Origin of the sequence: Planifilum fimeticola (assembly GCF_003001905.1) — a bacterium.
GTDB classification, from domain to species: Bacteria; Bacillota; Bacilli; order Thermoactinomycetales; family DSM-44946; genus Planifilum; species Planifilum fimeticola.
This window is the reverse complement of record NZ_PVNE01000026.1, coordinates 1-12,760: the sequence shown is the minus strand read 5'-3', so window position 1 is coordinate 12,760 and position 12,760 is coordinate 1. Positions and strand designations below refer to the sequence as shown.

Here is a 12,760-nt window from a genome sequence, read left to right as displayed (position 1 = left end):
GTCGCCGGACCTGCGGGTGCCAACCGAACCGTCGACATTCCCCGCTTACGCTTCCTGGGCCTGATCTTCGCCGCCCTCTTTGTCGGCGACCGCTTTGACTGCCAGCGCAAAGTTGCGCATCGGCGCCTGCAGCACGCTAAGCAGCATGGACAGGAGCCCCTCGCGGGACGGCAGATCCGCCAGTTCCTTGATCTCGTCGAGACTGACCACCCGTCCTTCCACGACGCCCCCCTTGATTTCCAGGGCCTCGTGATCCTTGGAGAATTTATACAGGATCTTGGCGGGTGCGACGACATCCTCCTCACTGAAGGCGATGGCCGTCGGGCCCGTCAGGTGCTGGTCCAGTTCGCTCAGACCCGTCTCCGCCGTGGCGCGGCGGGTCAGCGTGTTTTTCAGTACCTTGTACTCCACCCCGGCTTCACGAAGCTGCTTGCGCAGCTCGTTCATCTCCGCAACGGTGAGGCCGCGGTAATCGGTCAGGACCGTGCTCTTGCTGTTTTTCAGTTTCTCGGCGATTTCGGCGACCACCTGTTTCTTCTTCTCCAGGGCCTTGGACATGGAACCACCTCCTTGGTTGGAACAAATGAAAAAAACCTTCGCAGACACACGAAGGCCGGGAAAACGCACATCGGTCCTCTCAAGGACGTTGCACCCGCCTCGGCAGGATATTAAGCGCTGTTTGCGCACCTGCTGTCTACGGCATTCGGTCTTTTTCGATTGTCACTCTATAACCTTACTCCACCGAAACGGCCGTGTCAACCGAGGGGGTTTCCATCAGCGGCCCGTGAAGGCAGCCGGATTGACCCGCACCCCGGGCCCCATGGTGGAAGAAACGGTGACACTGCGCATGTAGGTCCCCTTCGCGGCGGCCGGTTTCGCCTTGATCAGGGCTTCCGACAGGGTTTGCAGGTTCTCCGCCAGCTTTTCGGTGTCGAAGGAGACCTTGCCGATCGGAACGTGGACGATACCCGCTTTGTCGGCGCGGTACTCCACTTTCCCCGCCTTGATCTCCTGCACCGCCTTGGCCACGTCGAAGGTGACGGTGCCCGTCTTCGGGTTGGGCATCAGACCTTTCGGACCCAGGATCCGGCCCAGTTTACCCACTTGCCCCATCATGTCGGGGGTGGCCACGACGACGTCGAAATCGAGCCAACCCTGGCTCACCTTGTTGATCAGGTCCTCGTCGCCGACATAGTCGGCTCCGGCCTGTTCCGCCTCCTTGGCCTTCTCACCCTTGGCGAACACCAGGACGCGCTTCGTCTTACCCGTTCCGTGCGGCAGGACGACGGCTCCGCGCACCTGTTGATCGGCCCGTTTGGTGTCGATCCCCAGGCGGAAAGCCACCTCCACCGTCTCGTCAAACTTGGCCGGGGCGATGGATTTCACCAGCTCCAGCGCCTCCCGGGGCTCGTACGCTTTTTCCCGGTCCACCTTTTTCGCCGCTTCCAAGTACTTTTTACCATGTTTCGCCACGGTTCATCCTCCTTTCGTGGTCGTAGCGGAAATTCCTCCCACACGCGCGCAGATTGCCCGTGGCGGCAACCGCCACGCTCGCTCGCCGGATTCCGGCGCTTTTTGTCCCGCGAAGCCGGACAGGGCTCAATCCTCGATCTCGATGCCCATGCTGCGGGCGGTGCCCTCCACGATGCGCATCGCCGATTCCACGTCGGCGGCGTTCAGGTCGGGCATCTTCATCTCGGCGATTTCCCGCACTTTGCTCCGCTTGATGGTAGCCACCTTGTTCTTGTTGGGTTCGCCGGAACCCTTCTCGATCCCGGCCGCCTTCTTCAACAGAACGGCCGCCGGCGGCGTTTTGGTGATAAAGGTGAAGGAACGGTCCTCATACACGGTGATCTCCACCGGAATGATCAGACCGGCTTGATCCGCGGTGCGCGCGTTGAACTCCTTGCAGAAACCCATGATGTTGACACCGGCCTGACCGAGAGCCGGTCCCACGGGGGGCGCCGGGTTCGCCTTGCCGGCGGGAATCTGCAACTTCACCACTTTAACCACTTTTTTGGCCACGATGACCAACCTCCTCCTCAAGTGTGGTTCCTTCGGGACATGCCCTCCCACTGGCGACCGGCGACTGCTCCCTGCGGCCGGAGCCCGAAAGGAGCCGGAGATCCCGGTCGCCAATCCATTCCTTATCGAAAAGCCAATTCCATCGTCCGGCGGATCCATGGCCGCTTTCCGCCGGACAACGGATGTACCATGGGCTTACAAACGGCAATTGTAACACATTCGCCGGCAAAGGGAAAGAGGGAATCAAAGCTTCTCCACTTGATCGAACTCCACTTCCAGCGGAGTTTCCCGGCCAAACATGTCGACCAGGACCCGAAGCCGCTGGCGGTCGACATCCACTTCTTCCACCGTTGCCACGAAATTGGCGAAGGGTTCCTTCTTCACCCGGACGCTTTCACCAACGGAAAAATCCACCTGGGGTCGGGCTTCTTCCATCCCCATCTGACGGAGGATGGCTTGCACTTCTTCCGGCATAAGGGGGGTCGGTTTGGACCCTGCCCCGGACGAGCCGACAAATCCGGTCACACCCGGCGTGTTGCGCACCACGTACCAGGAGTCGTCCGTCATGATCATCTCGACCAGGACATAACCCGGAAAAACCTTGCGCATCACCGTCTTTCGCTTTCCGTCTTTGTGCTCCACCGCCTGTTCCACGGGCACCAGAACGCGAAAGATCTTGTCCTGCATCTCCATGGAATGGACGCGCTTCTCCAGGTTGGTCTTCACTTTGTTTTCATATCCGGAATAGGTGTGAACCACATACCACTTTTTCTCCATGGCCTGATCGTTCCTGTCCATGCCTGGGGCTTCGCCGCCCTGTCCCCCCTTATGGCGTTTTTCCTCCCCGACGGCTTCACGTGATCAAATCCACCAGCTTGGCGATCCCGAGATCGATCACCGTGAAAAAGAGAGTCAATAACGCCACCGTGATCACCACGACGGCGGTGTAGCTGGTCAGCTCCTTCCGGTTCGGCCAGCGAACCTTCTTGAGCTCCGTGACACTGCCTTTAAAAAAATCGATTATGCCGGTAAAGCTTTTGCGTATCCCGATCCCGAGGCGGCCGATAAAACCCATGGAACCGTCACCCCTATCTCAATCGATCACTTGGTTTCACGGTGAACCCGGTGTGCGTTGCATCGCGGACAATACTTCCTGAGCTCCAACCGGTCCGGATGCTTCCGTTTGTTTTTGGTCGTGGTGTAGTTCCGCTCCGAGCACTCCGTGCAGGCCAACGTAATGATCACACGCATGGGGACACCTCCTCGACGCAGGATTTGGCTGTACCGCCATAGGAATGTATACCCACAAAACTTTATCACATGGCTTGCGACCTGTCAATTCAATCCGCTTGACTCCTCAACGGAGGGGCGAAAATGGGGATTCTCTGCAAACGGCTGTCCGTCTTTCCATTATGCACCGGATGGGACGCCGTTTAAACCGCCCCCGCCGCGAACGCCGGGAGTTCTTCAGACCGGCGGGAGGTGACGCCGCACAATCCCGGGGAACAAGCGCCGGCAGTCCCAACCCTCGTCAACCCCCACAGCCCCTCCCCTTCGGGAAAAAGAAGAGCCCCCGCCCCGGACCGGGCCGAGGGGGGCACGCACCCGACGACAAAGGATGGGAAAAAACGCCTTCATCAACCGGATTTTTCGTCGAACAGACATCCCGAAAGACAGGGCGTCTTCATTTTTTACAATTTCTTTTGTAAAACGAGGAGGAAATTGCGGACTCGTGTCGAATGAGTCTATAACAAAACAGGGTGAGGTGGCCGATCGCGCGAAATCGCGCGAATTGGACATCCAACGGGGAACCGGGATGGCACGCGGATTAAGAGGTGACCTCGCGGATTTCCAGATAACGCTCCAGCTTCCGCTTGACCCTTTGCAGAGCGTTATCGATCGACTTGACGTGTCGATTCAGGTCGACCGCGATTTCCTGGTAAGAGCGGCCGTCCAGGTAGAGCATCAGCACCTTCCGTTCCAGTTCGCTCAGGATTTGCGCCATCTTGTCTTCGATGTCTTCGTGCTCTTCCCGGTTGATGTACAATTCCTCAGGATCCGTCGCGCAGCCACCCGTCAGGACGTCTTGCAGGGTGCGTTCCGAATCCTCATCGTAAATGGGCTTGTCCAGCGAAACGTAGGAATTGAGCGGAATGTGCTTCTGGCGCGTCGCCGTCTTGATCGCGGTGATGATCTGCCGCGTGACGCACAATTCGGCGAAGGCTTTGAAGGAAGCCAGCTTGTCCCCTCGAAAGTCGCGGATCGCCTTGTACAGGCCGATCATGCCCTCCTGGAAAATGTCCTCATGATCGGCACCGATGAGGAAGTAGGAACGCGCCTTCGCCCTGACAAAATTTTTGTACTTATTGATCAAATACTCCAACGCTCCGGTATCCCCCAACCGTACACCGTCCACCAATTCTTCGTCAGTCATCGTCCGGTAGTTGTTGTGCGGGATCATTTTGCTGGATTGAAGGTCAACGCTCACCATCATCCCTCCGACCCTGTTTGCTCGAAGCCCCATAGTAATTCCATTATATCTGAGTCGCTACAAAAACGTCAAATTTCCGCCTATTTTTTCCTTCTCCAACGTTCCAACCGTTGTCTCGCCTCGTCGGACAGCCCGTCCATTCCCGATTTTCGCGGCATTTGGCGGATCAGGTTCTCCCTTTTCGCCCCCTCCCGGGCCGCTTCCATTTCCCTCAAAAGCTCCCGGGAAGAGATCCGGTATGCCCCCTGACCGAACACCATCCGCTGTTCCAGATAATCCGACGTGGCGACAAAAATTTGCCGACCGGGCTGCCGGAGTTGTCGCACCAGCTTTTCGATCCGTTCGTCGGCCGTTTCCCGGTGGCGGGTGTAGTGGACTTCGATCCGCTCCAGCTCCTGTTTCGTTCCCGCGCCCGGCATGCGGTGGGCGTCAAAGACGAGGATCACCTTTCGCCCCGATATCGCCTGATACTCCGACAGCCGGCGGATCAACCGGTCCCTGGCCTCCTCCAGGGAGCCGGACTGGGCCGCTTCGGAGGAAGCCCCCAGGACATTGTAGCCGTCAACGATCAGCCATTCCTCCATCAGCGATCCCCCTGGCTCCTCCGGCTGCGAAGCACCTCGTACATCAGGAGCGCGGCGGCCACGGAGGCGTTGAGGGAGGCGACGCGTCCGGCCATGGGCAAGCGGACCAGCAGATCGCAGGTCTCCTTCATCAGGCGGCTCATCCCCCGGCCTTCGCTGCCGACGACCAGCGCCAGCGGCATGGTGTAGTCCGCCTCGGTGAAATCCGATGCCGCCTCCGGAGCGCTGCCGATGATCCACACCCCCGCCTCCTTCAGCTCCTCCGCCGTCCGGGGCAGGTTGGTCACGCGAACCACCGGAACGTGTTCCACGGCGCCGGCCGATGTTTTGCCGACGGCGGGGGTGAGGCCCGCGGCCCGGCGCTTCGGAATGATCACCCCGTGGGCTCCGGCTGCGTCCGCCGTCCGCAAAATCGAGCCCAGGTTGTGAGGGTCCTCGATTCCGTCCAGAAGGATGAAAAAGGGAGCCTCCCCCCGCTCCTCGGCCCGGCGGAAAAGATCCTCCAACCGGGCGTATTTGTACGCGGCCGCTTCCGCCGCGACCCCCTGGTGGTTGGCGCCCGCCGCCAATCGGTCCAACCGGCTGCGGGGCACCTGCTGGACGGGAATTCCCCTTTCCCGCGCCATCTTGAGCAGGGCGGCCAATCCCCCTTTGGCGGACCCTTCGGCCACCAGCAACTTCTCCAGTTCACGCCCCGCCTTCAGCGCCTCCTGGACGGAGCGCCGTCCCACAATCCATTCCGTGTTCATCCGCTTTCGCCCTCTTCCATTCGGTGCAAAATCGCATGCATCATCTGATGCAGCCGCTCGGTCTGTCCCGTCAGATACCAATATCCGACCAGAGCCTCCAGCCCCGTGCTGGTGCGGTAGTCGGCAGGCGTCGCCCGCCGGGGCACGCTCCCCGGCTTCGTGTTTCTTCCCCGCCGGAGGATGTCCCGCTCCTCTTCGGTCAGCATCTCCTCCGTCCGCCGTACCGCCTCGGCCTGGGCCGCCGCCGAAACGTAGGCCGTCGCGCTCCGCTGCAGTTCGTCCGGCCGAACGATGCCCCGGGCGAGCAGATGGTATCGCACGTACAATTCATACACCGCATCCCCGATGTAGGCCAACAGAAGGGGATTCATCTCCCGCGGCCTCTTGGGAAGCTTTTCATCGGTCATTCCGATCATCGACGTCAATTCCTCGCTTTTTCCCGGAAATTCCGGTTTTCTTCCCTCCCGTACGGATCCCTCAGGACTTTCGCCGCCAACGAACCCCCTGCGGAGTGTCTTCCACGATGATCCCCATCGCCGCAAGCTGGTCGCGAATCGCGTCGGCCTGCGCGAAATCCCGCCTCCTCCGGGCTTCCTGACGCTTCTGGATCAAAGCCTCCACCTGTTCGTCGGTCTCCTCTTCCGCCTCCGTTGCCACGAGGCCGAGGATTTCTCCGCCGTAGTGATTCAGCCAATCGGCGACCGCCTGAAGGGTGCCGCGGGGGACCACGTCCCGACCGATCAGCTCATTGGCCATCCTGACCCCCTCGAAGAGAACGCCGATGGCGCTCGCGGTGTTGAAGTCGTCGTCCATCGCCCCTTCAAACTCCCGGGTCAGCTCATCGAGGGCCTTCGCCGTTTCCGGCAAAACCGGCCCCTCCATGGAGGCCTTCATTCGATGCCGGAGGTTGGTCCAGGCCGTGTCGATCCGCTCAATTCCCCGCTCCATCTGCTCCATCGTTTCCCGGGTAAACTGGATCGGGTTGCGGTAGTGGGCGGAGAGGAGGAAGTGACGGATCGCCCGGGGGGAGAACTCTTCGCGAAGATCCTTCACCCGGACGATGTTGCCCAGGGATTTGGACATCTTTTCGCTGCCCATGTTGATGTAGCCGTTGTGCATCCATTGGAGGGCGAACGGTTTTCCGGTGAGCGCCTCGCTTTGGGCGATCTCGTTTTCGTGATGGGGAAAGGTGAGGTCGGTTCCCCCCGCGTGGATATCAAAAGTGTCCCCCAAATACTTCCGCGACATCACGGAGCACTCGATGTGCCATCCGGGCCGGCCCCGTCCCCAGGGGCTTTCCCAGCTGATCTCACCGGGTTTGGCCCGCTTCCAGAGGGCGAAGTCCAGGGGGTTCTCCTTCCGCTCGTTGACCTCCACCCGGGCCCCGGCCTTCAGCTCTTCCAGGGACTGATGGGAGAGTTTTCCGTAACCCTCCTTGGACAAGGCCCGAAAATAGACATCCCCGTCCCGTTCATAGGCGTATCCCTTGTCGATCAGCGTGCGGATCGCTTCGATCATCTCCGGGATGTGCTCCGTCGCCCGGGGATGGACATCCGCCCGCTCCACCCCCAGGCTGTCCATATCCTCGAAGAACGCTCCGATGTAAGTTTCTGCGATTTCCGGAACCGGGCGTCCCGTCTCCTGAGAAGCTTTGATCAGCTTGTCGTCCACGTCGGTCAGGTTTTGCACGTAGGTAACTTCGTACCCCCGGTATTTCAAATAACGGCGGACGACGTCAAAAAAGACGAACACCCGGGCGTTGCCGATGTGAATGTAGTTGTACACGGTGGGTCCGCACACGTAGATCTTCACCCTGCCGGTCTCCACCGTCCTGAGGGGTTCCTTTTTTCTAGTCAGAGTGTTGTACAGTTGAATAGACATCCTCTTGTTCCTCCCGATCAGTTTCCATCTGCTTCTTCAGCGAATCCACTTCCTTACGCAGGCGGTCGATCTCCTCCTGCATCTTGCAGAACATTTCGTGGACGGGATCCGGAAGGTTGCAGTGATCCAGATCGTTGGGAACCCGCACCCCGTTCTGCACCACCACGCGCCCGGGAACGCCCACCACCGTCGAATTGGGAGGCACTTCCCGCAGGACCACGGAACCGGCACCGATCTTGGAATTGCGACCGATCCGCATCGAACCCAGCACCTTGGCGCCCGAGGCGATCAACACATTGTCCTCAATGGTCGGGTGCCGCTTCCCTTTTTCCTTGCCGGTCCCCCCCAAGGTGACACCCTGATAGATCGTCACGTTGTCCCCGATCTCGCAGGTTTCACCGATCACCACGCCCATCCCGTGATCGATGAACAACCCCTTCCCGATTTTGGCCCCCGGGTGGATCTCGATCCCGGTGAGAAACCGGTTGAACTGGGAAAGCATGCGGGCGAGGAGAAACCACTTTTTCTTATACATCCAGTGAGCGATGCGGTGCATCCATATGGCGTGCAGCCCGGAATAGGTCAGCACCACCTCTAGAACGCCGCGGGCCGCCGGATCCCGGTCGAACACCGCCTGTATATCGGAACGAAGGGTTTCACGAATCCCTTCCCACTTTTCCCTGATCCGCCTAAAGGACATGCAACTTCCCCCCTCCGGTGAAGTGTTGCGGCGAAATGCGCGGGGCGGATTCCGGATCGCCGCGCCCCGCCCGTGACCCGGACATCGGCCGCCCAATAAAAAATCTCTGCAGCGATCGCTGCAGAGACGGGATTTCCGCGGTTCCACTCTGCTTGAACCCCCTGGCGGGAGTTCCCCTCGAAGCCGGTAACGGCGGCGTCCGTCCGCGCCTACTCCCACCCTCCGGCGGTTTCGGGCGGCAACTCGCGGGTGCATTCGGGTGCGACCCGAGCAGGGTGCTTGCAGCCGACGGCACCCCTCTCTGCAGCTACGGTTCGCAGCCTACTCTCCCGGTCATCGCATTTCCGGTGAATCAGACGGCATTGGCCGGATTCCCTCTTTCAGCCGTCTATAGGATGCGTTTCGATCTTTCAATTTATTTTCCACCAAGCCATCCCGGTTGTCAACCGGCGCAGCCCCTGCGTCCGCGTCAACTTTCAGCAGGCGGAGAGAGCCCCGCCCGCATCGTGCCGGTTCCTTACGTAAGTATCATTCCGAGGGAAGGACATATCCATCGGGGAAAGCATCACTCAACCATCCACAACTTTTTGCAAATGCGTTTAAACCTCCCGGGCGCGGTACGTAAAAACGGGTTCCCAGTTAAATCGCTTACCCAGGTTAGTTGAGGACCTTCGAGGCGGCGGACACCGATCACACTGCAAGGAAAGCATAAAAAGCATGCCCGCGATGAACCGTCCCGATTTCTTTCAGACGGGAGGAACCAGCCGTGTACAAGCCAATCCCCTTTGCGTGCCGGGCCGAGTGGGGGGGGCGGGGGGCGAGGGAAGCGGCAGAACGAGGGAACATCACCGTTATCATCGATGTCCTCAGCTATTCCTCCAGCGCCGCCAGGAAAGGAGGCGCGCCCCTTCCCCCGATGAATGAGGGCTTCAGCCCTCCTTCACCAAACAGACGACCGCCAGGGAGGCGATGCCCTCCTCCCGTCCGGTGAACCCCAACCGCTCCGTGGTGGTGGCTTTGATGTTCACCCGCCCCACATCCGCCTCCAACAATTCGGCGATCCGTTCGCGCATGGCCGGTATGTGGGGAAGCATCTTGGGACGCTGGGCGACGATGGTGGCGTCCGCGTTGCCCAGCTTGTACCCCGCGCTCCGGGCCATCTCCCAGACCGCCTTCAGGAGTTCGGCGCTGTCCGCATCCTTGAAGGCGGGGTCCGTATCGGGAAAATAGGTGCCGATATCCCCTTTTCCCAAGGCTCCCAACACCGCATCGGTGATCGCGTGCAGCAAGACGTCCGCGTCGGAATGGCCGATCAGCCCGTGGGAATGGGGAATCCGCACCCCTCCCAGGATCAGAGGGCGCCCCTCCTGAAACCGGTGAACGTCAAAACCCTGTCCGATTCTTATCATTCGCTGTTTCTCCTCATGGTCAAGATCGCTTCGGCGACGACCAGGTCTTCCGGCGTCGTCAATTTGATGTTGGCATAATCTCCCGGAACCACCCGGACCTTTGCCCCCAGCTCCTCCACCAGCATCGCGTCATCCGTTCCCAGCAGTCCGGTCTCCGCGGCGCGCCGGTGGGCATCCTCCAGCAGGGTGCGGCGAAAAGCCTGGGGGGTCTGGACAGCCCACAGCCGGCTGCGATCCGGCGTTTTCTCGACCACCCCCGCATCTCCCACCATCTTCACCGTATCCTTCAGGGGAACGGCCAAAATGGCCGCTTCGTGCAGGCGGACGGCCTGAAGCAGGGCATCGATCAGCTCGTGGGTGACAAAGGGGCGAACCGCGTCGTGGACGAGCACCCATTCCGTGGAGAGGAACTCAAGTCCCCGAAAAACGCTCTCCTGACGCTCCGCTCCCCCGGGAATCACATGGGTCACCTTGGACAAACCCTGATTCCGCAACAGTTCCCGCACCCGTTCCGTCTCCCGGGCGGCGGCGACGACCACGATTTCATTCACCTGCGGGTGGGTGTCAAAAACGCGAAGGGTATGCAGCAGCACCGGCTGTCCGCCGAGGGGCAGAAAGGGCTTGTTCACGGGAGCCCCCATCCGCTTTCCCCGGCCCGCCGCCGGAATGATGACACCGACGGTCACGATGACTTGTCCCCTTTCACAAAATGCAGAGAACGCCCGGACGCCGGGAACCACCCGACGCGGGCGAATCCGCGCATACTTGGATTGATGGGGGCGCATCTGACCGAATGCCGGCCTCCCGGATCCCCCCGCCTTCCGCAGCTTTCGACGACCGTCCGTTGCGGCTGCGGAGCACGCCGGGGGGATCAAAGGGCCTTCTCCAGCAATTTCGGCTTGGCGAAAATCATTCTCCCCGCAGATGTTTGTAACACACTGGTGACCAACACGTCAATCCGTTCACCGATAAATTCGCGGCCACCCTCGATGACGATCATCGTCCCGTCATCCAGATAGGCCACTCCTTGCCCGTGTTCCTTCCCGTCCTTGATCACCTGCACGTTGATCTCTTCTCCCGGAAGGACGACGGGTTTCACCGCGTTGGCCAGGTCGTTGATGTTGAGCACCTTGACCCCTTGCAGCTCACAAACCTTGTTCAGGTTGAAGTCGTTGGTGACCACTTTTCCCGAAAGCACCTTGGCCAGCTTGACCAGCTTGCTGTCAACCTCGTTGACTTCCTCAAAATCCCCCTCGTAGATGAGGACCTCCATCTTCAATTCCTTCTGGATCTTGTTCAGGATGTCCAGGCCGCGCCGTCCCCGGTTTCGCTTCAGCACATCGGAGGAATCGGCGATGTGCTGCAGTTCCTCCAGGACAAAACTGGGGATCACCAGCGTCCCCTCCAAAAAGCCCGTCCGGCAGATGTCGGCGATCCGGCCGTCGATAATCACGCTGGTGTCCAGGATCTTGTGATCCACGTCCTTGGATTCTTTCTTTTTATCCTTGTTTTGACGCCCCATCGTGAAAACCGACATCAGCTCATCTCGCTTCTTGTACCCCACCCGAAACCCGAGATATCCCAAGAGCGCGGAGGCCAAAATGGGCAGGACCGATGAAAGGCCTGGCAGGGGAAGGCGGGAAAGGGAAGACTCAATGAGAAAAGCGACGATCAGACCGAGGATCAATCCCAAGGCGCCGAACAGAAAGTCCGCGGCGGGAATCTTCACCAACCGTTCCTCGCTCCACCGGATCCACCTGACGACATTGCTGGAAAGCCAGATCGTGGCCACATACAGGAGGAGCGCCCCCAACAAGGCTCCAATGTAGTGTGGTGCAGGCACTTCACCGAGCTTAAGGGGTGACTCGCGAAGCAGTTCGAAGAACGCAGGACCAAAATGATATCCCAGCGTTGCTCCGACCAATGCGAAGGCAAGCTGAACCGACCTCTTCAACACGGGGCTTCACCTCCTCTGGTATTCATTATAGGCAAATGAAAAAATGGTAAACGCTATAAATATCAGTTCACAAAATCTTTTACTCCGCATCCGCGGCATTTTCCGAGGAACAAACCAGCTCATCCAGCAGATTCGAAGCCTGCTCTTCGTCGATTCCCTTGGCCAGGACCAATTCGCTGATCAGGATCTGGCGGGCATTGTCCAACATCTTGCGTTCTCCGGTGGATAACCCCTTCTCCCGGTCGCGGAGCATCAGGGACCGGACCACATCGGCCACTTGATAAATGTCTCCGCTTCGCATCTTGTCCATGTTGGCGCGGTAGCGCCGGTTCCAGTTGGCGGTGGTGCCGCAGTCCCGGCTTTTCAACCGTTCCAGCACCCGGGACACCGTCTCCTCATCCACCACTTCGCGCAGACCGATCGATTCGACGCTCTTCATCGGGACCATGACCTTCATGTCCCCGATGGGCATTTTCATGATGTAATACTTCTGCCGCTCGCCCAGAATCTCTTTTTCCTCGATCGATTCGATCACGCCGGCCCCGTGCAGAGGATAAACCACCTTGTCGCCGATGTTGAACAAAAAACCCACCCCCACAGGCATAATCTGCTTCCAATATATCACAAAAGGAGCGGGTATGTCAATAAACAAAAAAATATGTTATCACACAACCAATCTGTCGTCAATATGTTTCCTTCCTGTAAAACAGAGAAACATGCCCGGCCCCCTCGGCGGAAAAAATGGGCTCATCGAGGGCGCGCAAGCCTCCTTCTCCGAACATACATCCTGTGTACTAACTTAAACGAAGCGTGATGGTAAAATGTTTCGTCAAATTTAAAAAATAAAAAACCCCGGGGGTCCCGGGGTTGAGGCTGTTGACAAAGAAGGGTCAACAGCCTTTTTTGTTGAATTCGGAATAAAACAATTCCGAAGGAAGGTTTTTATATGTTCAGGACGAACCCA

The 12,760-nt window shown here is 59.2% G+C and carries 16 protein-coding genes and 1 other annotated feature; all 16 genes read right to left on the bottom strand.

Going from position 1 to position 12,760, the window contains the following annotated elements:
- Positions 1–45 precede the first annotated feature (45 nt).
- Positions 46–558: a 50S ribosomal protein L10 gene (rplJ, locus tag CLV97_RS14075; protein ID WP_106346166.1), complete on the bottom strand. Its 513-nt coding sequence runs from the start codon at positions 556–558 to the stop codon at positions 46–48.
- A gap of 19 nt (positions 559–577) precedes the next feature.
- Positions 578–718 (bottom strand) — a sequence feature (ribosomal protein L10 leader region).
- Between the two features lie 56 nt (positions 719–774).
- Positions 775–1,473 carry a 50S ribosomal protein L1 gene (rplA, locus tag CLV97_RS14070; RefSeq protein ID WP_106346165.1) on the bottom strand — a complete coding sequence of 233 codons (699 nt, stop codon included), beginning with the start codon at positions 1,471–1,473 and terminating at the stop codon, positions 775–777.
- Between the two features lie 126 nt (positions 1,474–1,599).
- Positions 1,600–2,025 (bottom strand): 50S ribosomal protein L11, encoded by a 426-nt coding sequence (gene rplK / locus CLV97_RS14065; RefSeq protein ID WP_106346216.1) that lies wholly within the window; start codon positions 2,023–2,025, stop codon positions 1,600–1,602.
- Between the two features lie 243 nt (positions 2,026–2,268).
- Entirely contained in the window at positions 2,269–2,802 is a 534-nt protein-coding gene (gene nusG, locus CLV97_RS14060; protein ID WP_106346215.1) for a transcription termination/antitermination protein NusG, read from the bottom strand.
- Between the two features lie 76 nt (positions 2,803–2,878).
- Entirely contained in the window at positions 2,879–3,100 is a 222-nt protein-coding gene (secE, locus tag CLV97_RS14055) for a preprotein translocase subunit SecE (RefSeq protein WP_106346164.1), read from the bottom strand.
- Positions 3,101–3,126: 26 nt separating this feature from the next.
- On the bottom strand, positions 3,127–3,276 hold the full coding sequence (gene rpmG, locus CLV97_RS14050) for a 50S ribosomal protein L33 (RefSeq protein ID WP_092039294.1): 150 nt from the start codon (positions 3,274–3,276) through the stop codon (positions 3,127–3,129).
- A gap of 577 nt (positions 3,277–3,853) precedes the next feature.
- Positions 3,854–4,513, bottom strand: a complete 660-nt coding sequence (gene sigH / locus CLV97_RS14045; RefSeq protein WP_106346214.1) for an RNA polymerase sporulation sigma factor SigH — start codon at positions 4,511–4,513, stop codon at positions 3,854–3,856.
- Between the two features lie 83 nt (positions 4,514–4,596).
- Positions 4,597–5,100, bottom strand: a complete 504-nt coding sequence (locus tag CLV97_RS14040) for an NYN domain-containing protein (protein ID WP_106346163.1) — start codon at positions 5,098–5,100, stop codon at positions 4,597–4,599.
- A complete protein-coding gene (gene rlmB, locus CLV97_RS14035) occupies positions 5,100–5,849 on the bottom strand; it encodes a 23S rRNA (guanosine(2251)-2'-O)-methyltransferase RlmB (RefSeq protein WP_106346162.1) in 750 nt (249 codons plus the stop codon). Before rlmB ends, CLV97_RS14040 begins: the two co-directional genes overlap by 1 nt.
- Entirely contained in the window at positions 5,846–6,265 is a 420-nt protein-coding gene (locus CLV97_RS14030; protein ID WP_106346161.1) for a Mini-ribonuclease 3, read from the bottom strand. Before CLV97_RS14030 ends, rlmB begins: the two co-directional genes overlap by 4 nt.
- A 61-nt stretch (positions 6,266–6,326) precedes the next feature.
- On the bottom strand, positions 6,327–7,730 hold the full coding sequence (gene cysS, locus CLV97_RS14025; protein WP_106346160.1) for a cysteine--tRNA ligase: 1,404 nt from the start codon (positions 7,728–7,730) through the stop codon (positions 6,327–6,329).
- Positions 7,699–8,430, bottom strand: coding sequence for a serine O-acetyltransferase EpsC (gene epsC / locus CLV97_RS14020; RefSeq protein ID WP_106346159.1), 732 nt, complete (start codon positions 8,428–8,430; stop codon positions 7,699–7,701). Before epsC ends, cysS begins: the two co-directional genes overlap by 32 nt.
- A gap of 929 nt (positions 8,431–9,359) precedes the next feature.
- A complete protein-coding gene (gene ispF, locus CLV97_RS14010) occupies positions 9,360–9,839 on the bottom strand; it encodes a 2-C-methyl-D-erythritol 2,4-cyclodiphosphate synthase (RefSeq protein WP_106346158.1) in 480 nt (159 codons plus the stop codon).
- A complete protein-coding gene (gene ispD, locus CLV97_RS14005; RefSeq protein WP_245891601.1) occupies positions 9,836–10,525 on the bottom strand; it encodes a 2-C-methyl-D-erythritol 4-phosphate cytidylyltransferase in 690 nt (229 codons plus the stop codon). Before ispD ends, ispF begins: the two co-directional genes overlap by 4 nt.
- A 185-nt stretch (positions 10,526–10,710) precedes the next feature.
- Positions 10,711–11,796: a PIN/TRAM domain-containing protein gene (locus CLV97_RS14000; protein ID WP_106346156.1), complete on the bottom strand. Its 1,086-nt coding sequence runs from the start codon at positions 11,794–11,796 to the stop codon at positions 10,711–10,713.
- A gap of 79 nt (positions 11,797–11,875) precedes the next feature.
- Positions 11,876–12,400 (bottom strand): CarD family transcriptional regulator, encoded by a 525-nt coding sequence (locus CLV97_RS13995; RefSeq protein WP_245891600.1) that lies wholly within the window; start codon positions 12,398–12,400, stop codon positions 11,876–11,878.
- Positions 12,401–12,760: the final 360 nt, after the last annotated feature.